The organism is Streptomyces sp. NPDC045899 (assembly GCF_056431485.1).
Map to the genome: position 1 here is coordinate 75,143 of NZ_JBWKKP010000003.1, position 19,523 is coordinate 94,665.

Here is a 19,523-nt window from a genome sequence, read left to right on the forward strand (position 1 = left end):
CCCGCCACCCGCCGACGGCGCCGGCGGGTGCCCGTCACCCCTGCACGGCGAGAACCAGCGGCAGCACCTCGCCCGCCCCGGCCCGCCGGAGCAGCCGGGCGGCGACAGCCATGGTCCAGCCGGTGTCCGAGAGATCGTCCACCAGCAGCACCGGGCCCTTGGCTTCGGCGAGGGCCTCCGACAGCGCGGGCGGCACCGTCAGCGCTCCGTGCAACGCACGGAGTCGCTGTGCGCTGTTCGTACGCGGCACCCGGGTGTCCACCTCTCCGTCGCGGTAGGCGATGGTGCCCAGCAGGGGCATCCGGCCGATTCCGGCGATCCGCTCGCCGAGTGTCTGGATCAGCTGCGGCCGGGTGCGGGAGGCGATGGTGACCACTCCCACCGGTCGGGCCGGTGCGTCCGGCGCCCCCGACGCCCATCCGCCCGGCCCCCTGGCCCAGTCGGCCAGCACCGTGACCACCGCTTCCGCCACATCGTCGGGCACAGGCCCGTCCGCGCTCTGCGGGGCGAGCAGTGGCCGCAGCCGGTTTCCCCAGCCGATGTCGGAGAGTCGGCCCAGGGCCCGGCCGGGAGCGGCCTGCTCGCCCGCCGGGATCCGGCCCTTGAGATCGACGCCCACCGCCGGGAGACCCGTCGGCCACATCCGGCGTGGCTCCACCTCCACACCGGGCCGCCCCAGCTCCCCGCGCGCCGCGTCCAGCGTGGCCGCGGACACCTCGGCGGTGAACCGGGCCCCGGCGCAGTTGTCACAGCGGCCGCAGGGCGCCGCCTTTTCGTCATCCAGCTGTCGGCGCAGGAACTCCATCCGGCAGTCGGCCGACGAGGCGTAGGTGCGCATCGCCTGCTGCTCCGCCTCCCGCTGCCGCGCCACCCAGGCGTACCGCTCGGCGTCGTAGACCCAGGGCTGCCCGGTCGCGGTCCAGCCACCGCGGACCCGGTGGACCGCGCCGTCCACATCGAGCACCTTGAGCATGATCTCCAGACGGGAGCGCCGCAGCTCGACCTGCGGCTCGAGCGCCGGCAGCGAGACCGGTCGGTCCGCGGCCGCCAGCACGTCCAGGGTGCGGCGTACCTGCTCCTCGGGCGGAAAGGCGAGCGAGGCGAAATACCGCCAGATCGCCTCGTCCTCACGGCCGGGCAACAGCAGCACCTCGGCGTGCTCCACACCGCGTCCGGCGCGGCCGACCTGCTGGTAGTAGGCGATGGGGGAGGAGGGCGAACCGAGGTGCACCACGAAGCCCAGATCGGGCTTGTCGAACCCCATGCCCAGCGCCGAGGTGGCGACCAGTGCCTTGACCCGGTTGGCGAGCAGATCCTCCTCGGCCTGCTGCCGGTCGGCGTTCTCGGTCTTGCCGGTGTAGGAGGCGACGGTGTGCCCGCGCTGCCGCAGAAACGCGGTCACCTCCTCGGCCGCGGCCACGGTGAGGGTGTAGATGATCCCCGACCCCGGCAGCTCTTCGAGGTGGTCGGCGAGCCACGCGAGCCGGTGGGCGGCGTCCGGCAGCTGGAGCACCCCGAGGCTCAGACTCTCCCGGTCCAGCGGGCCGCGCAGCACCAGGGCCCGCATGGTCTCCTCGCCGCTGTCCTGCCCCTGCCTCCCCGTCCCCAACTGCTCGGCGACATCGGCGGTGACCCGGGCGTTCGCCGTGGCCGTCGTGGCCAGCACGGGGACGCCCCGGGGCAGATCGGCGAGCATGGTGCGCAGCCTGCGGTAGTCGGGCCGGAAGTCATGGCCCCAGTCGGAGATGCAATGCGCCTCGTCGACGACAAGCAGACCCGTGGCAGCGGCCAGCTTGGGAAGCACTTGATCCCGGAAATCGGGGTTGTTCAACCGCTCCGGACTCACCAGCAGCACATCCACCTCTCCCGCGGCCACCTCCGCCTGGATGGTGTCCCACTCCTCGGTGTTGGCCGAGTTGATGGTGCGGGCGTGGATACCGGCGCGCGCGGCCGCCTCGACCTGGTTGCGCATCAGCGCCAGCAGCGGAGAGACGATCACGGTCGGACCGCTGCCGCGCTCGCGCAGCAGCGCGGTGGCGACGAAATACACCGCGGACTTGCCCCAGCCGGTGCGCTGCACGACCAGCGCTCTGCGGCGCTCGGCCACCAGCGCCTCGATCGCGCGCCACTGATCTTCTCGCAGCCGCGCCGAGCCGGTGGGGTCGCCGACGAGGCGGGCCAGGACGCGGTCGGCCGAGATACGCAGGTCTTCGTCGCTCATGCCCCCCATGCAACCCGATCCCCCCGACAATGCGCGAACGGGCCGGGCAGCCTGTGGATAACGTTATCCACAGGCCTGGCGGGGTCGGCCCGGCTGAGAGACCGTCTGGTCATGACTCGACACGACGAAACGGCCGGGATCTCCGGCCAGGACCAGGTCACCCTGCGCAGCCCGGCGGAGCTCGCCGACGCCCTGCCCTATGTTCTGGGCTTCCACCCCGACGACAGCATCGTGATGATCGCGCTGCACGGCCCCCGCGGCCGGTTCGGGGGACGGCTGCGGCTCGGTATCCCCGGCGCGCCCGAGGAATGGCCGGAGATCTGCGACCAGCTCGCCGAATGCCTGATCACCAGCAGTCAGCGACGTGGCGAGCGTCCCGACGGGATCGTCCTGTTCCTGTGCCAGGATCCGGCCGCGGGCGAGTCGGGGCTGGACACGATGGAGCGGTTACGACCCCTCGCCCAGCGCCTGCGCGTCGCGTGCGGGGCGATGGAGGTGCCCGTCTACGAGGCGCTGTGCCTGTCCGACGGCAGGTTCTGGTCCTACGTCTGCCCCGACCAGCGGTGCTGCCCGAAGGAGGGCGTGCCGCTCGCCCTGCCCGGCACCTCGGTCATGGCCGCCGCCGCGACCTTCGCGGGTGTGCAGGTGCGCGGTTCGCTGCGGGAGATGGAGGCGCGGCTGGCACCGCTGGTCGGCCCCCGGGCCCAAGGGCAGGAGCATGCGCTGGACGTGGCCGCGGGCGAACTGGTGCCGCGGATCCTGGAGCGCGCCGACTGCGCCACGGTCCGGGCGGAGACTCTCATCCTGGTGGGGCGGATGCTCGACCGGCTGCGCTCGGCTCCACCCGCCGCCGACCCCTGCGCCGCCGACCTGCGGGACGACCGCCTGCTCAGGGACGATGAGGCGGCGGCGGTGATCATCGGTCTCCAGGACCGGGTGACACGGGACTGGGCCGCGCGATGGATGGAAGGACCGGACACCGAGGCGGCCCTGCGTCTGTGGCGGGCGCTGGCGCGCCGCTGCGTCGGCTCCTATGAGGAGCATGCCGCGGCGCCGCTCACCCTCGCGGGCTGGGTCGCGTGGTCGGGAGGCGATGAGCCCGCCGCCCGGGTGGCGCTCAGCCTGGCGCTCAAGGCCGATCCCGAGTACCTCTTCGCCCGGCTGCTCCACCAGGCGTGCAACGAGGGACTCAACCCGGAGCTGCTGCGCCGCTGCCTTCGACAGGGCGGAGTGGACCGAGCCGTGCACGCCGCGGTCCAGGAGGAGTTGGCTCGGGCCGGCGCCAAGGAGCCATGGGGGCCCGGCGGGGCGGCGGACGCGGCACATACGGCGGACGCGAATGGCGCGCCGGACATGGCGAGCACGGTGGCAGCGGTGGATGCGGGGGAAGCGGGGGAGAGCCCGTACGGCACGGCGGGAGTGATGAGCGCGACGACGGAAGCGGAGCGGCACGAGGAGGCGCAGGACGAGGAGAGGTCCGGACGGCGGGGAAGCGAGACGAACCGGGTGGACGAGACGAACCGGGCGGGCGGGACGGAGCGGCCGCCGGAGCAGCGGGGGACGGACGGGAGGACCGGACCCGGCGGACCCGCCGCGGCGACGGCTCCGGGAGGCAGGCGTCGTCCGGAGGGCAGGCCGCGCACCCGACGCCGTACCGGGGGCCGGGGGACGCACAGCCGACGCTGAGCGCGGCGGCGTTCCGGAGTGCGCGGCATTCGGAGACAGTTGCGAGAATCGCGCGAGGATACGGGGGAGAGAGCGATCTCAGGAACATCCACGATCATGCTGAAGACCCTGTTTATCGTCAGGCAGACGACTATGATCGCGTCATGCCCTACGACCCTTCGGCCTTTCCGGCGTTCGCCGTCACCGTGGACCTGGTCGTGCTCACCGTGCGGCGGCACGCGCTGTGTGCGCTGGCCGTCCGCCGCGGAGAGCCGCCCTTCAAGGGGCGATGGGCGCTCCCGGGGGGATTCGTGCGGGCCGATGAGGACTTGGCGATGGCGGCGGCCAGGGAACTGGCCGAGGAGACCGGGCTGCTCGCTCACGATCCGGCCCTCCCGGCCCCGCCGAACGCCGCGCACCTCGAGCAACTCGCCACCTACGGCGACCCGAAGCGCGATCCCAGGATGCGCGTGGTCAGCGTCGCGCATCTCGCGCTCGCTCCCGATCTGCCCGCGCCCCGGCCGGGTGGGGATGCGCACAGCGTGCGCTGGGCTCCGGTGGAGACGCTCCTCGACCAGGAGGGAGCGTTCGGCCGGGACGGCGAGTCGGCCCCGCTCGCCTTCGACCACGCCCGGATCCTGGCGGACGGGGTGGAACGCGCCCGCTCCAAGATCGAGTACTCCTCCCTGGCCACAGCCTTCTGCCCGCAGGAGTTCACGGTCGGCGAGCTGCGCCGGGTCTACGAGGCGGTGTGGGGCGTGGCCCTGGACCCGCGCAATTTCCACCGCAAGGTCACCGGCACCCCGGGATTCCTGGTGCCCACCGGGGGGACGACGACCCGTCAGGGCGGTCGGCCCGCCCAGCTGTTCCGGGCCGGGGGCGCGACGCTCCTCAATCCGCCCATGCTCCGCCCCGAAGTGTGACGGCCCATGACACGACGACTCGTCAGAGGGTGAGGTTCCGACGAAATAGGACATAGCGGGTTACCGTGCTCCGGTACGTCACCAGTCCCCACGTGCCACCGAGCGGTTCCACGCCCCGCGGGAGAAGGAATGATTCAGGCCACCGGACTGACCAGCACCCCCCGCCGCAACCACCCGCCCGTCATCGACGATCTCACCTTCGAGGCTCCACCGGGCCGTGTCACCGTCCTCCTCGGTGGCTCCGGCGCGGGGAAGACCAGTGCGCTGCGCCTGCTGTTGCAGCTCGACCGAGGCCATGGCTCCGCCTTCTTCCGGGGGCGGCCCCTGCACCGCATCAGGCGCCCGGCCCGTGAGATCGGCGTCCTGCTCGAGGACGTGCCCGGCCACCCGGGCCGCACGGCGCGCAACCATCTGAGGATGCTGGGAGCAGCGGTCGGGGTGCCCTCCTCCCGCGCCGATGTGGTGCTCGATGTCGTCGGCCTCACCGACCTGGCCGACGAGCGCATCGGGGATCTCGCCGCCGGGATGGAGCGTCGCCTCGGCATCGCCGCCGCGCTGCTCGGGGACCCGCACACCCTGATCCTCGACAACCCCGCGCGGGGTCTGTCCCGCCGCGAGACCGCCTGGCTCCACGGGCTGCTGCGCGGGTTCGCCGCACAGGGCGGTGCTGTCCTCGTCACCTCCGACGACCCCGAGGGCGTCGTCCGCCTCGCCGACCAGGTGCTGACCCTGGAGGGCGGACGGCTGATCGCCGATCAGCCGGTCGAGGAGTTCGCCCGGACCCGGCTGCGGCCCCGGGTGGTGGTCCGCTCCCCGCTGGCCGGACGACTCGCCGCCGTGCTCGAGGACGAGGCACACGCCATTCGGCAGGCCGCCGAGGCGGAGGCGGCGGCCAAGGCGGCGGCCAAGGCCGCGCTCGCGGCCAGGGCAGCCGAAGCCGCGGAGGCCGCCGCCAAGGCGGGCGAACCCGCGACCACGGGCTCGGCGGCCGGAGCCGCCAACGGTTCGGCCAAGAAGGTCAGGACAACGAAGGCGGCCAAGGCGCAGAAGGCGACGGAGTCGAAGAGCCGGTTCAGATTCCGGTTCCGTACCCGAGCGGCGGCCGAGGCGACAGCCCCCGCCGAGCGCGCCGCCCGAGCCGCGGAAGCCACCTCGGCCACCGCGGTGATGGCCTCGGCCACCCCGGGGGCCCAGGCAGCCCCTGCCGGCACCACCGGCTCTGCCTCCACCGCTTCCTCCACCGCCACTGCTTCCACGGTCTCCGCCACGGCGCCCACCGTCGCGCTCGCGGCCACCGCGCCCACGGCGGCCACCGCGAAGATCCCGGCCGTCGGGGCCGAGGGCGCTGCCGGCCGTAACGGCAAGGGCGTCGTCGGCGGGTCCGGCACCGCGAGCGCCGCTGACACCGCCGCCGACGCCGACACGGAGCTCGACACGGAGGCCGGCGCGCTCGCCGATCCGTTCTCCGTGGTGCACGACGACGAGGTGCACATCTCGGTCTACGGCCTCCCCACCGCCTCCGTCGGGGAGGCCGCCTACCGCCACGGCATCGTGGTGCACCGGCTGGTCGAGGAGACCGCCGACATGGGGCCGGCGACCTCCGCGGGCGCCCGCGCCCGTGACCCCGAGGCTCCGCCGCCCCGCTTCCTGCCCCGGCTCCGCCTCCCCGGCCCCGCCTGGCCGATGCGTTACGAACTGCGCCGCGCCACGGGTGTGCGGACCGGCTGGATGATCGTCGTCGCGTCGATCGTCACCTCGCTCCTCGCCTCCGTGCTGCTGGCTCGCGCGGGTATCACCGGTGAGCTCCACCGGGTCACCGGCTGGCCCGTCGACCTGCCGCTGCCGCCGATCGCCATCGGCGCCGGGCTCCTCGGCGCGCTCGCCTTCGGGGAGGAGTTCCGCTATCCGGCGCTGGCTCCCGCCCGTGACACCGTGCCCCGCCGACTCGGCCTGCTCTCCGCGAAGTTCGTGGTCTGCGCCGCCGCGGCGATCATGCTGTCGATCGGCGTGGTGGTCCTCGACAGCGCGGCCCTCCTGCTCCTCGTCGGCGGTGACGCCGTCCCGCTGCCGGGGGACTGGCCCGAGCTGACCGCCAGTCTCATCGGGCTCACCGTCGGTTCGGCCTGGGCCGGACTGCTCGCCGCCGGAGTGTTCCGCTCCACGGCGCTCGGGCTGGCGACCCTGCTCGCCGTGCCGGTCCTGGCGGTGCCCGTCGTGCGGCGTGTTCTGCGGGAGCCGGAGCTGCGCTCGCTGGCCATGCTTCCGCACCGGCTGCGCGCCGAGGCACTCGAACGTCCGACCTCTGAATTCGACCGGATGTTCGCGGTGCTGATGCGGCTCGCCGGTCAGCCCATGGGGCAGGCGCTGATGCTGTCGGTGGCCGTCCTGTTGTGCGCGTATGCCCTCACCGGGTTGCGTGGCAGGAGTACGCGCCAGTAGTGCGCCGCGGGCCGGTCTTCCGGCCCGCGCTCCGGCCCGGTCGCCTCTCGTTCTCCGTGCGGCGGCGCCCCACCGGACCAGGTCGGGGGCCGTTTCGCAGGTCCATCGCACGAAGTGCTCGCAACTCCGCGAAGGGTGCTGCTTTCTGTCCGATTGAGCGTCAATTATGAGGTAATGGGCGATCACCCTTTCGTGTGCTTTTCACCAAAGACCTCAAGGGGCTTCGGAGCGTCGCCGACAAAGGATGCGTGAGTACCCTTGCGCACACCACGATGACCGCGGCTCGTCCCGCCGACTCCGGCCTGGCCGGCTCGGGCGAGCTTGACCGCTACTCCTACGCCGACGCCCCCGGCGCCGACCGCGGCAGCGTTCCCTCCTGGGACGGCGCCGACGCGGAAATCGGGCGGGTGGGCCGACGCGCGGCCGGCAACCGGGGCCGTGGGCTGCACGGCCAACTCGTCCAGCAGCTGGGCCAGATGATCGTTTCCGGCGACCTGGGTGCGGACCGCCCCCTCGTCCCCGAGGAGATCGGCCAGCGCTTCGAGGTCTCCCGCACCGTCGTTCGGGAGTCCCTGCGCGTCCTCGAGGCCAAGGGCCTGGTCAGCGCGCGCCCCAACGTCGGCACCCGGGTCCGCCCGGTCAGCGACTGGAACCTCCTCGACCCCGACATCATCGAATGGCGCGCCTTCGGCCCGCAGCGTGACGACCAGCGCCGTGAGCTGTGTGAGCTGCGCTGGACGATCGAGCCGCTGGCCGCCCGCCTCGCCGCCGGCCACGGCCGCGAGGACGTCCAGCAGCGGCTCGCCGACATGGCCGAGATCATGGGCCATGCCCTGACCCAGGGCGACGCCCTCACCTTCTCCCGCGCCGACGCCGAGTTCCACGCCCTGCTCCTCCAGGTCGGCGGTAACCGGATGCTGGAGCACCTGGCGGGGATCGTCGGCGCCGCGCTGCACGTCTCCGGTGCGCCCAGCACCGGCTGCGAGCGCCTCACCGAGGCGAGCGTCGGCCACCACCGCCGGATCGTCGAGGCGATCGCCGCGGGCGATGCCGCGGCGGCCGAAGGCGCCATGCGTCAGCTGCTGACCGTCCACCCGGATCTCGATCACGCCGAGGTCGGGGTGCCCGCGCCGCGCGAGCACTGATCCCACGGCGCGTTCCGCGCGCCCCCGGATGTCGCGCGTCCGCCGGATATCGGCGCCCGTATACGGCCCCCACCCCGTGTGGTGCCGGACCGGAGCGCACGGCGGACCGGATGGACGGGCGGACGGGTGGACGTGCCGATGTGCGGACGTGCGCGGTGTCCGGAAGCCGCAGGGCGGGCGGCGGGCGGCGGGCGCGAACGCACGGAGGACGTACGGCGTACGGTGTCGAAGCCGGGCGGACCGCGAGCGGTGAGCGAGGGTCCGGCGGGCGGGCGAGGGCCTGGTGGATGCCGTACGGCGTATGCGGGCCGCGCCGCCGAATCCGTGTCGTGGGTTCGGCGGCGCGGCGCGCGCGGGATCGTGACTGACGCGATCCCGCGGGCGGGCGCATCGGTGTGACGGGTGCCATGTGCGGAATCCGCACGTGATCAACTCGGAGTTATCTGTCCGGTTAGGTGGGTATTAATACCGCTATGGGGTGTGACTCGGGCCACGACGATTGGGCGTAACGCTCTTTGGGGCAGAGCGATGATTAAAGAGGTGGCAGCCGCGGAGGGAATATGGATGTCGCTCGCAACGCTGTACACCTCCGCACTCCGCTCCGCGCCGTCGGTTCATCCCTGCCGGCGGTCGTCGGCTCCCGTCCTCCTCGGACGGAGCCGGAAGCCGTTTCCAACGTTCCGAGAGGTTGTTCGTGTCGGCCAGCACATCCCGTACGCTCCCGCCGGAGATCGCCGAGTCCGAGTCTGTGATGGCGCTCATCGAGCGGGGAAAGGCTGAGGGGCAGATCGCCGGCGATGACGTGCGTCGGGCCTTCGAGGCTGACCAGATTCCGCCAACCCAGTGGAAGAACGTACTGCGCAGCCTCAACCAAATCCTCGACGAGGAGGGTGTGACGCTGATGGTCAGTGCCGCAGAAGCGCCTAAGCGCACCCGCAAGAGCGTCGCAGCGAAGAGCCCGGCCAAGCGCACCGCCACTAAATCCGTCGCGGCCAAGACGGTTGCCGCCAAGAAGGCCCCCGCCGCTCCGGCCGCTCCCGCGGGCGCGGGCGCCGACGAGTCCGCCGAGGGCCCGGCGAAGAAGGCCGCCGCGAAGAAGACCACGGCGAAGAAGGCCGCGGCGAAGAAGACCACCGCGGTCAAGAAGACCGCGGCGAAGAAGACCACCGCCAAGAAGGACGCCGCCGACGAGCTCCTCGAGGGCGAGGACGTGCTGGAAGAGGCGCCGACGGGCAAGCCCGGCGGCCCCGAGGGTGCCGAGGGCGAGCCCGAGAACCAGGGCTTCGTACTCTCCGACGAGGACGAGGACGACGCCCCCGCGCAGCAGGTCGCGGCGGCCGGTGCCACCGCCGACCCGGTCAAGGACTACCTCAAGCAGATCGGTAAGGTCCCGCTGCTCAACGCCGAGCAGGAGGTCGAGCTCGCCAAGCGCATCGAGGCGGGGCTGTTCGCCGAGGACAAGCTGGCCAACTCGGACAAGCTCGCCCCCAAGCTCAAGCGTGAGCTGGAGATCATCGCCGAGGACGGCCGCCGCGCCAAGAACCACCTCCTGGAGGCCAACCTCCGACTGGTGGTCTCGCTGGCCAAGCGCTACACCGGCCGCGGCATGCTCTTCCTGGACCTGATCCAGGAGGGCAACCTGGGTCTGATCCGCGCGGTCGAGAAGTTCGACTACACCAAGGGCTACAAGTTCTCCACGTACGCCACCTGGTGGATCCGTCAGGCGATCACCCGCGCCATGGCCGACCAGGCCCGCACCATCCGTATCCCGGTGCACATGGTCGAGGTCATCAACAAGCTCGCGCGCGTCCAGCGCCAGATGCTCCAGGACCTGGGCCGTGAGCCCACCCCGGAGGAGCTGGCCAAGGAGCTCGACATGACCCCCGAGAAGGTCATCGAGGTCCAGAAGTACGGCCGTGAGCCGATCTCCCTGCACACCCCGCTGGGCGAGGACGGCGACAGCGAGTTCGGTGACCTCATCGAGGACTCCGAGGCCGTGGTCCCGGCCGACGCCGTCAGCTTCACGCTGCTCCAGGAGCAGCTCCACTCGGTGCTCGACACCCTCAGCGAGCGCGAGGCGGGCGTGGTCTCCATGCGCTTCGGCCTCACCGACGGGCAGCCGAAGACGCTGGACGAGATCGGCAAGGTCTACGGCGTGACGCGTGAGCGCATCCGTCAGATCGAGTCCAAGACGATGTCGAAGCTGCGCCACCCGTCCCGCTCTCAGGTGCTGCGCGACTACCTCGACTGATCCTTCCATGGCCGCAGGCGGCCGTGGCGGATGAAACCGGCACCACGAAGGCCGGATCCCGGGCAGGGGTCCGGCCTTCGCGCTGTCCGCGTTCGCGTCTGTGTCCGCGACCCCGACCGCGACCGCGGGGGCCGTCCGTGGCCGGGCACCCCGGACGGCCCACCACCGGATGCGGTCTCCCTCGCGGTGGGTGACGCTGGGTGTGCGCCACGCTCCGCACGGTCAGGAGGCTGTATGCGTAGGTCGTTCCGCTCACTCCTCGCCGTTCTCGCGGTGCCGCTGTCCGCCGCCCTCGCCCTGGTACTGATCTCTCCGGCACCGGCGACGGCCGACCGCGGGGTGGTGGGTGGCCAGGCGGTCCGTACGATCGAGGCACCGTGGGTAGTGGCCCTGTCCAGCCGCGCGGTGTTCGGTGCCACCCGCTCCGGTCAGTTCTGCGGCGGTGCGGTGGTCACTCCGACGACGGTCCTCACGGCGGCCCACTGTCTGAGCCGGGCGGTGCTCGGCCGGAGCTGGCAGGAGGTGCGGGACCTCCGGGTCATCGTCGGACGCAACGATCTGCGGGGGACCGCAGGGGTGGAGTACCCGGCGACCCAGGTGTGGGTGAATCCGGCCTACGCGGCGGATGGACGGGCCGGTGATGTCGCGGTGATCACGCTGAGCCGCCCGCTGCCGTCCGCCTACGTCCTCCCCATGGCGCGGCAGGGGGATCCGGCGTACCAGCCCGGTACCCGGGCGGCGGTGTACGGCTGGGGCGATACGGAGGGTGACGGCAGTTATGCCTCGACCTTGCGGATGGCCACGGTCCGGGTGCTGGACGACGCGACCTGCGCGGCGGCCTATCCGGGCAGTGCCGAGGGGCAGTACCATCCGGACTCGATGGTCTGCGCGGGGCTGCCGAGCGGCGGGCACGACGCCTGCCAGGGCGACAGCGGAGGGCCGCTGGTGGCCGGGGGACGGCTGGTGGGCCTGGTGTCCTGGGGGAGCGGCTGTGCGGTGGCGGGCCAGCCCGGTGTGTACACGAGGATCTCAGCGGTGGCACCGCTGGTGGCCGCCCATGGATGAGCCGGTGACGGCTCCTGGCGCGAGCGCTGACACGAGCGCGGGCGGCCGCCCCCTGGTGGGGGCGAGCCGCCCGGGTTCCGGCCCTGGGCCGGCGTCGCTCGTCGTCGTGGGTGGCGCGAAGCGTCAGCGTTCGTCCTCGGACGCGGACGCCGGAGCGGCGGTCAGCCGCTCGGTCTCGTCCTGTATCTCAGCGGCGATCTTCTTGAGTTCCGGCTCGAACTTGCGCCCGTGGTGGGCACAGAAGAGCAGTTCACCGCCGCTCATCAGCACGACGCGCAGGTAAGCCTGGGCGCCGCAGCGGTCGCAGCGGTCAGCGGCCGTCAGTGGGCTCGCGGGTGTCAGAACAGTAGTCACGTCGCCTCTTCTCTAGCTCGACGAGCTGTCGTACCAGGGTCAACATCCAACCAGCCCGAAATCGTTCCCGCTCGTGGCTTTTCCCCAAAGATTGCTTCTGAGTAGGCCGGATGGTGACGGTTGGCGGCGAATGAGCCGTATTGCGATGGTTTACAGATTCACGTCGTTTGGTCGGTTGTGTCCAACCGACTGGGTTGCCGGTTGTTCATGAGGACGTGCCCGGAGCCTAAATGGTTCATGCCTGAAAGGGAACGTGATGTGTGCGTCACCCCAACGGGCTATCGAACGTACGAGCGAAACACGTGATGGCTGGACTAGGGTGGACGTTTCACGGGTGGCGGCACAAAGGCTCTATCAAGCCTCGGTACCCTCTGACGGGCGACCCAGCCACACCGTGCCCACAGTCGGGCCAACCAAGAAATTCAGCGAGGAGCGAACCGCGTGACCGCCGACACGTCCGTGCCGTCCACTGCGCTGCTGACCGGAGCAGACCGGGGCGGCTCCAACTACACCGCGCGGCACCTTCTCGTCCTCGAGGGCCTCGAGGCCGTGCGCAAGCGCCCCGGTATGTACATCGGGTCCACCGACAGCCGCGGTCTGATGCACTGCCTCTGGGAGATCATCGACAACTCGGTGGACGAGGCCCTCGGCGGCTACTGCGACCGCATCGAGGTGATCCTCCACGACGACGGCTCGGTGGAGGTCCGGGACAACGGCCGGGGCATCCCGGTCGACGTCGAGCCGAAGACCGGGCTGTCCGGCGTCGAGGTCGTGATGACCAAGCTGCACGCGGGCGGCAAGTTCGGAGGCGGCTCCTACGCGGCCTCCGGCGGTCTGCACGGCGTCGGCGCCTCCGTGGTCAACGCGCTCTCCAGCCGTCTGGACGTCGAGGTGGACCGCGACGCCAAGACCCACGCGATCAGCTTCCGGCGCGGGGTGCCCGGGATCTTCACCGAATCCGGCCCCGATGCGCCCTTCGACCCCTCCAGCGGCCTCCTCAAGGGCAAGCGGGTCCCCAAGGCGCGCACCGGCACCCGTATCCGTTACTGGGCGGACCGGCAGATCTTCCTCAAGGACGCCAAGCTCTCCCTGGACACCCTGTACGCCCGCGCCCGGCAGACCGCCTTCCTGGTCCCCGGCCTCACCCTGGTCGTCCGGGACGAGCGGGGTCTCGACGGGGAGACCGGACCGGTCGAGGAGACCTTCCGCTACGACGGCGGCATCAGCGAGTTCTGTGAGTACCTCGCCCAGGACAAGGCGGTCTGCGATGTGCAGCGTCTCTCCGGACAGGGCACCTTCAAGGAGACCGTGCCGGTCCTGGACGAGCGCGGCCATATGACGCCCACCGAGGTCACCCGTGAGCTCGGTGTCGACATCGCGCTGCGCTGGGGCACCGGCTACGACGCCACGGTCAAGTCCTTCGTCAACATCATCGCCACTCCCAAGGGCGGTACCCACGTCTCCGGGTTCGAGCGTTCGATCACCAAGACCGTCAACGAGGCGCTGCGCAGCACCAAGACACTGCGCGTCGCCGAGGACGACGTCGTCAAGGACGACGCCATGGAAGGCCTGACGGCGGTGGTGACCGTGCGGCTGGCCGAGCCGCAGTTCGAGGGCCAGACCAAGGAGGTGCTGGGTACCTCGGCCGCCTCCCGGATCGTGGCCAATGTCGTCGCCAAGGAGCTGAAGGCGTTCCTGACCTCCACCAAGCGGGACGCCAAGGCACAGGCCCGGGCCATCCTGGAGAAGGTCGCCGCCGCGGCGCGCACCCGGATCGCGGCCCGTCAGCACAAGGAGGCGCAGCGCCGTAAGACCGCGCTGGAGTCCTCCTCGCTGCCCGCGAAGCTGGCCGACTGCCGCAGCGACGACGTGGACCGCAGCGAACTGTTCATCGTCGAGGGCGACTCGGCTCTGGGTACGGCCAAGCTGGCGCGGAACTCGGAGTTCCAGGCACTGCTGCCGATCCGTGGCAAGATCCTGAACGTTCAGAAGGCGTCGATCTCCGACATGCTGAAGAACGCCGAGTGCGGTGCGATCATCCAGGTGATAGGAGCCGGTTCGGGTCGCACCTTCGACATCGACCAGGCCCGCTACGGCAAGGTGATCTTCCTCGCGGACGCCGATGTCGACGGCGCCCACATCCGGATCCTGCTGCTCACCCTCTTCCAGCGCTATATGCGGCCGATGGTCGAGCAGGGGCGGGTCTTCTCGGCCGTGCCGCCGCTGCACCGGGTCGAGCTGGTCAATCCCAAGCGGGGCCAGTCGAAGTACATCTACACCTACTCCGACAACGAGCTCCGGGAGACGCTGCTGGACCTCCAGCGCCGCGGTGTGCGCTACAAGGACGGCATCCAGCGCTACAAGGGTCTCGGTGAGATGGACGCCGACCAGCTCGCGGAGACCACCATGGACCCGCGCCACCGCACTCTGCGGCGTATCAACATCAGCGACCTGGAGGCGGCGGAGCAGGTGTTCGACCTGCTCATGGGTAACGAGGTCGCTCCGCGCAAGGAGTTCATCACCAACTCCGCGGCGACCCTGGACCGTTCGCGCATCGACGCCTGAGCGATACCCGGTCCGATCGTCGGGGGCTCTCCACCCGCGGGTGGAGAGCCCCCAGCCATCAGCGTCCCCGGGATCCACCCCGGCTCCGATCCGCACCCGCCCCGCCGGTCCGTAGCGTCCCCGGGAGTAGTGATGTCCCTCCCGGAGGCTCTGTGTGATGTCCGGATTTCCTCATGCCGTCGTGATCGCCGCGGTGATCGTCGCCGTGATCGTCCGTCAGTTCCGCCCGCGGAGGGTGGCCGAGGACGTACGGCGCTGGTGGGCGCTGCCGGTCGTGCTCGGCGGGCTGGCGCTGCGCGAACCGGGGCTGATCGACCACCGTCACCACCTGGCGTCCGTGGCGCTGCTGGTGGCGGATCTGCTCGTCGGTGCACTCACCGGGGCCGCCTGGGCCTGGACCAGCCGGGTCTGGACGGATGAGTCCGGCGCGGTCTGGGCACAAGGGGGGAAGGCCACCGCGGCGGTCTGGGCCGGTGGTCTGGCGCTCCGGCTGGCCCTGGCCGGAGCGGGCGCGCTCGCGGGGGTGCGCCAGGAGAACGATGCGATCATGCTGACCCTTGCGGTGTCGCTGCTGCTGAGCGGTGCCGTCGCCGTTCTGCGGACCGTCGGCCCGGACGGGATGACGCACGGTGTGGAGAAGGGCGCGTTCGGTCGATGAGAGCGGCGACGCGATGGCCGTCACGGCAGGCGCTGTCGGGTCAGGGCCTGCCCAGGATCCGGCGGGTGCTCGACATCTGCGGCTGGACGACCGCGGTGTGCTGGCTGGTCCGGGGGCTGTTCCGCGACGAGGGCCTCCCGGGGTGGGAACGGGCGGCGCTGATCGGCGTGCTGGCCGGGTGCACGGTCGCGCTGTTCGTCTTCCGCCGGGTCACCCTGGACCACCGGCTGCGGCCCGCCGTGGCGCTGATGGGCCTGCTGATCGGCGCGGGGGCGGGTATGCGCGCGGCCGGTGCCGACCACGCGGCGGACGTGCTCTGGGGCGCCGTCGCGATCCTCGCGATGGAGCGGCTGCCGCTGCTCACGGGGGTGGTCTGCGGTGGCACCGCGATGGTGTCCTCGGTACTCACCAGCGCCGATCCCTCGGCGGGCGGTGTCATCACCGGCGCCGGGCTGCTGCTCATCGGCTACACCCTCCGCCTCGACAACGAGGCCCGGGGCAACGGCTACCGGCTGCTCGACCAGGAGCGGGCCGCCCGGCGCGCAGAGGCCGAGACGGCGGCGCTGGCCGAACGGGCCCGGTTCGCCCGCGAGATCCACGATGTGCTGGCGCACAGCCTGTCCGCCCAACTGGTCCACCTGGAGGCGGCGCGGCTGATGATCGAGCACGGAGAGGATTCCGCCAAGGTCCTGGACCGAGTGGTGGCCGCGCGGGGGATGGCCCGCGAGGGGCTCACCGAGACCCGGCAGGCGCTGTCGGCGCTGCGCGGCGAGATGGTGCCGGTCGAGGACTTCCTGCGGGAGTCCGCGGCGGCCGAAGGGGCCGGGTTCGCGGCCGAGGGGGAGCGGAGGCGGCTGGGCGCCGAGGCGGGGCTCGCGGTGCGCCGGGTCGCGCAGGAGGCGCTGACCAACGTCCGCAAGCACGCGCCGGGCGCGCGGGTGCGGCTGCGGCTGGTCTACGGGGAGCGTGAGCTGTCGCTCGAGGTGAGCGACGACGGCGCCCGCGAGACCTCGCCGACCGCCGGTCTGGCCGCGACGGGCTCCGGGTACGGTCTGCTGGGGATGCGCGAACGCGCCGAACTCCTCGGCGGCACCCTGGAGGCGGGGCCGGAGGGACAAGGGTTCACCGTGCGGCTGACGGTGCCACTGTGAACGGGGCGGGAGCGGTGAGCGAGGTGGCTAGGGCTCGCGGGGGCGCGTGACGCGCGGGAGGTTTGAGGGGGCGTGGGCGCAGAAGCCGACGGCCCGGGGCGGAGGAGGTGCCGCCGGGTACGGCCGCGGCAACGGAGGGGACGGTGGACGGGTGAGGGACGACGGCACGGCAGGGGCACCGCCGGTGACCGCGCGGGTGGTGGTGGCCGACGACCAGACCGTGGTGCGCGAGGGCATCGTGATGCTGCTCGGCCTCCTCCCCGGTATCGAGGTCGTCGGAGCGGCCGGTGACGGCGAGGAGGCGCTGCGGCTGGTGGCCGAACTGGCCCCCGACGTCGTCCTGATGGATCTGCGGATGCCGCGCTGCGATGGGGTCGAGGCCACCCGCCGGGTGCGTGCCGCCCATCCGGACACCCAGGTCGTCGTGCTGACCACCTACGCCGACGACGACTCGCTCTTCCCCGCGCTGCGCGCCGGGGCCCGTGGCTATCTCACCAAGGACGCCGACGCGGACGAGATCCTGCGGGCCGTCCAGGGCGTGATGTCCGGGGACGCCGGGCTCTCCCCGAAGGTGCAGCGGCTGCTGCTGGAGCGGCTCGCCGAGCGCGACCGGCTCGCTCCCGTACCCCGGCCGTCCGGTGCCGTGACCGGTGTGCCCGGCGCGCTGCCCGACGGCCTCACCCCACGCGAGGCGGAGGTTCTGGCACTGGTCGCGGAGGGGTTCTCCAACGCGGAGATCGCAAGCGCTCTGCACGTCGCCCCCGCGACCGTGAAGACCCACATCAACAACCTCTTCTCCAAGAGCGGTGTACGCGACCGGGCCCAGGCCGTCCGCTACGCCTACCGGCACGGCATCGCCCGGCCACCAGGGGACGCTTCCGAGCCGTTCGTCACCTGAGTCACCTGATGGGGTGAACGTCCGGTATTGAAGGGTCCGGGATCTTCCCTGTCTGTCCATCCTTGGGCACGCGGCCAATGCGGCAGTGAACAAGGAGTTTTCGGGTGGACATGCACAACGCGCGCGATACGGGAGCGGCCCGGCTGGACGATCCCTGGTACGACGCGCTCGCGTCCGGCTGGGGAGAGCCGGACGACACCGACAGCAGACCCCGGCGGGTGAGCCCGCCGGCCGCGGAGGACGTGTACACGGAGGTGCACGGCAGCGCCGCGTTCCAGGAAGTGCGCAGGCGCTACCGTCGGTTCGTGTTCCCCGCGGCCGCCGCGTTCCTCCTGTGGTACCTGGTCTATGTCGTCGCGGCGACCACGGCCCCCGATCTGATGGCCCGCCCCGTGGTCGGCGCCCTCAATGTCGCGATGGTCGCCGGGCTCGCCCAGTTCGCCACCACCTTCCTCCTCACCTGGGCGTACGCCCGCCACGCACGGCTGCGCAGGGACCGGGTCGCGCTCGAACTGCGCTGGGTGACCCAGGAGATGATGCGGGGGCACGGGCGGTGACCGGCAACCAACAGAGCCTGGCGCTGCTGCTCTTCGGCGTCTTCGTGGCCGCCACCCTCGGGATCACCACCTGGGCGGGGCGCCGGCGGCACGGCTCACCGGAGGAGTTCTACGCGGGCGGACGGCTCTTCTCGCCCATGGAGAACGGTTTCGCGATCGCCGGTGACTACATGTCGGCCGCGTCCTTCCTCGGCGTCTCCGGGCTGATCGCGCTCTTCGGCTACGACGGGGTCCTCTACTGCGTCGGCTTCTTCGTGGCCTGGCTGGTGGTACTCCTCCTCGTGGCCGAACTGGTCCGCAACTGCGGCCGGTTCACCCTCGCCGATGTCCTGGCCGCCCGGATGCGCGAACGCCCGGTCCGGATCGCCGCGGGCATCTCCTCGGTCACGGTCTGCGTGCTCTACCTCGTCGCCCAGATGGTCGGCGCGGGCAGCCTGGTCGCACTGTTGCTCGGTGAGACCGGCACCCATGCCCGCACCTGGACGGTCATCGGCGTGGGCACCCTGATGGTGGTCTTCGTGGCGCTCGGCGGGATGCGCGCCACGACCTGGATCCAGATCGTCAAGGCCGCGCTGCTCATGGGCGGGGCGGTCGCGCTGACCGTCCTCGTCCTCATCCGCTTCCACGGCGACATCGACGCGCTGCTGAGCTCGGCGGCGCGCCGCAGCGGGCACGGCTCCGACTTCCTCGCCCCCGGCCTCAAGTACGGCGGCGACTGGACCGCGCGGCTGGACTTCGTGAGCCTGGGGCTGGCCCTGGTGCTGGGCACCGCGGGGCTGCCGCACATCCTCTCGCGCTTCTACACGGTGCCCACCGCCCGTGCCGCGCGCCGCTCGGTCATCTGGTCCATCGGCCTGATCGGCGGCTTCTACCTGATGACGATCGTGCTCGGCTTCGGCGCGGCCGCGGTGCTGGGCACCGACGCCGTACGGTCCTCCAACGCGGCCGGGAACACCGCCGTTCCGCTGCTCGCGCTGGACCTCGGCGGCGGCGCCGGGTCGACCGGGGGCACGGTGTTGTTCGCGGTCGTCGCCGCGATCGCCTTCGCCACCATCCTCGCCGTCGTCGCGGGCATCACCCTCGCCTCCTCCGCCTCCGTCGCCCATGACCTCTACGCCTCGCTCAGCCGCCGGGCGGACCGCACCCCGCGCAGCGAGGTCGCGGTCGCGCGGCTCGCGGCGGTGGGCATCGGCGCCGTGGCGATCGGTCTCGGACTGCTCGCCCAGGACCTCAACGTGGCCTTCCTGGTGGGGCTCGCCTTCGCCGCCGCCGCGTCCGCGAACCTGCCGGTGCTGCTGTACTCGCTGTTCTGGCGGCGCTTCACCACCCGGGGCGCGGTGTGGTCGGTCTACGGAGGGCTGGTTCCGGCGGTGGTGCTGGTGGTGCTGTCCCCGGTGGTCTCCGGCAGTCCGGGCGCGATCTTCCCCGGGCTGGACTTCCAGCTCTTCCCGCTGGAGAACCCGGGACTGATCTCCGTGCCGCTGGGCTTCCTCGCGGGCTGGCTCGGCACGGTCACCTCACGCACGACCGCGGACACCGCCGGACACGCGGCCAAGCACGCGGAGACCGAGGTGCGGGCGCTCACCGGGGCCGGGGCGGCATGAGGGCCGCAGCCGGGTCCCTGCGGCCCG

Annotated in this window: 14 protein-coding genes; 12 read left to right on the top strand and 2 right to left on the bottom strand. The window is 71.8% G+C overall.

The window, feature by feature from the left end; all coding sequences use genetic code 11:
• Positions 1-34: 34 nt before the first annotated feature.
• The gene (locus AC07FT_RS05075; RefSeq protein ID WP_479174066.1) at positions 35-2,221 is read right to left on the bottom strand and encodes a RecQ family ATP-dependent DNA helicase; all 2,187 of its coding nucleotides are present in this window, start codon (positions 2,219-2,221) and stop codon (positions 35-37) included.
• Positions 2,222-2,332: 111 nt separating this feature from the next.
• Here AC07FT_RS05075 and AC07FT_RS05080 point away from each other — a divergent pair, with 111 nt between their 5' ends.
• From AC07FT_RS05080 to AC07FT_RS05105, 6 genes are all read left to right on the top strand, one after another.
• A complete protein-coding gene (locus tag AC07FT_RS05080; protein WP_479174068.1) occupies positions 2,333-3,907 on the top strand; it encodes a DUF4192 domain-containing protein in 1,575 nt (524 codons plus the stop codon).
• A gap of 143 nt (positions 3,908-4,050) precedes the next feature.
• The gene (locus AC07FT_RS05085) at positions 4,051-4,809 is read left to right on the top strand and encodes an NUDIX hydrolase (protein ID WP_254737157.1); all 759 of its coding nucleotides are present in this window, start codon (positions 4,051-4,053) and stop codon (positions 4,807-4,809) included.
• A 129-nt stretch (positions 4,810-4,938) separates the two neighbouring features.
• Positions 4,939-7,248 (top strand): ATP-binding cassette domain-containing protein, encoded by a 2,310-nt coding sequence (locus AC07FT_RS05090; protein WP_479174070.1) that lies wholly within the window; start codon positions 4,939-4,941, stop codon positions 7,246-7,248.
• Between the two features lie 194 nt (positions 7,249-7,442).
• The gene (locus tag AC07FT_RS05095) at positions 7,443-8,393 is read left to right on the top strand and encodes a FadR/GntR family transcriptional regulator (protein ID WP_479174072.1); all 951 of its coding nucleotides are present in this window, start codon (positions 7,443-7,445) and stop codon (positions 8,391-8,393) included.
• Positions 8,394-9,081: 688 nt separating this feature from the next.
• Positions 9,082-10,644: an RNA polymerase sigma factor gene (locus tag AC07FT_RS05100; RefSeq protein ID WP_479174074.1), complete on the top strand. Its 1,563-nt coding sequence runs from the start codon at positions 9,082-9,084 to the stop codon at positions 10,642-10,644.
• A gap of 234 nt (positions 10,645-10,878) precedes the next feature.
• Positions 10,879-11,709, top strand: coding sequence for a S1 family peptidase (locus AC07FT_RS05105; RefSeq protein WP_479174076.1), 831 nt, complete (start codon positions 10,879-10,881; stop codon positions 11,707-11,709).
• Between the two features lie 123 nt (positions 11,710-11,832).
• Here the strand turns inward: AC07FT_RS05105 and AC07FT_RS05110 are convergent, their stop codons facing one another.
• The gene (locus tag AC07FT_RS05110) at positions 11,833-12,063 is read right to left on the bottom strand and encodes a DUF7455 domain-containing protein (RefSeq protein WP_431772761.1); all 231 of its coding nucleotides are present in this window, start codon (positions 12,061-12,063) and stop codon (positions 11,833-11,835) included.
• 441 nt (positions 12,064-12,504) lie between these two features.
• Between AC07FT_RS05110 and AC07FT_RS05115 the strand changes: the two genes are divergently transcribed.
• From AC07FT_RS05115 to AC07FT_RS05140, 6 genes are all read left to right on the top strand, one after another.
• Positions 12,505-14,628, top strand: coding sequence for a DNA gyrase/topoisomerase IV subunit B (locus AC07FT_RS05115; protein WP_471192774.1), 2,124 nt, complete (start codon positions 12,505-12,507; stop codon positions 14,626-14,628).
• Positions 14,629-14,785: 157 nt separating this feature from the next.
• Positions 14,786-15,286, top strand: a complete 501-nt coding sequence (locus tag AC07FT_RS05120) for a DUF1453 domain-containing protein (RefSeq protein ID WP_479174078.1) — start codon at positions 14,786-14,788, stop codon at positions 15,284-15,286.
• Complete coding sequence (locus AC07FT_RS05125; protein ID WP_479174080.1) at positions 15,283-16,437, top strand: sensor histidine kinase; 1,155 nt, start codon at positions 15,283-15,285, stop codon at positions 16,435-16,437. The genes AC07FT_RS05120 and AC07FT_RS05125 overlap by 4 nt, the downstream gene beginning before the upstream one ends.
• Positions 16,438-16,588: 151 nt before the next feature.
• On the top strand, positions 16,589-17,335 hold the full coding sequence (locus AC07FT_RS05130; protein ID WP_479174081.1) for a response regulator transcription factor: 747 nt from the start codon (positions 16,589-16,591) through the stop codon (positions 17,333-17,335).
• A 104-nt stretch (positions 17,336-17,439) separates the two neighbouring features.
• Positions 17,440-17,892, top strand: coding sequence for a DUF485 domain-containing protein (locus AC07FT_RS05135; protein WP_254737164.1), 453 nt, complete (start codon positions 17,440-17,442; stop codon positions 17,890-17,892).
• The gene (locus AC07FT_RS05140) at positions 17,889-19,496 is read left to right on the top strand and encodes a solute symporter family protein (RefSeq protein WP_479174083.1); all 1,608 of its coding nucleotides are present in this window, start codon (positions 17,889-17,891) and stop codon (positions 19,494-19,496) included. Before AC07FT_RS05135 ends, AC07FT_RS05140 begins: the two co-directional genes overlap by 4 nt.
• Positions 19,497-19,523: the final 27 nt, after the last annotated feature.

Coding starts and splice junctions, on each gene's coding strand:
- AC07FT_RS05075 (WP_479174066.1), bottom strand. CDS start 2,221: ATGAGCGACGAAGACCTGCGTATCTCGGCCGACCGCGTCCTGGCCCGC.
- AC07FT_RS05080 (WP_479174068.1), top strand. CDS start 2,333: ATGACTCGACACGACGAAACGGCCGGGATCTCCGGCCAGGACCAGGTC.
- AC07FT_RS05085 (WP_254737157.1), top strand. CDS start 4,051: ATGCCCTACGACCCTTCGGCCTTTCCGGCGTTCGCCGTCACCGTGGAC.
- AC07FT_RS05090 (WP_479174070.1), top strand. CDS start 4,939: ATGATTCAGGCCACCGGACTGACCAGCACCCCCCGCCGCAACCACCCG.
- AC07FT_RS05105 (WP_479174076.1), top strand. CDS start 10,879: ATGCGTAGGTCGTTCCGCTCACTCCTCGCCGTTCTCGCGGTGCCGCTG.
- AC07FT_RS05120 (WP_479174078.1), top strand. CDS start 14,786: ATGTCCGGATTTCCTCATGCCGTCGTGATCGCCGCGGTGATCGTCGCC.
- AC07FT_RS05125 (WP_479174080.1), top strand. CDS start 15,283: ATGAGAGCGGCGACGCGATGGCCGTCACGGCAGGCGCTGTCGGGTCAG.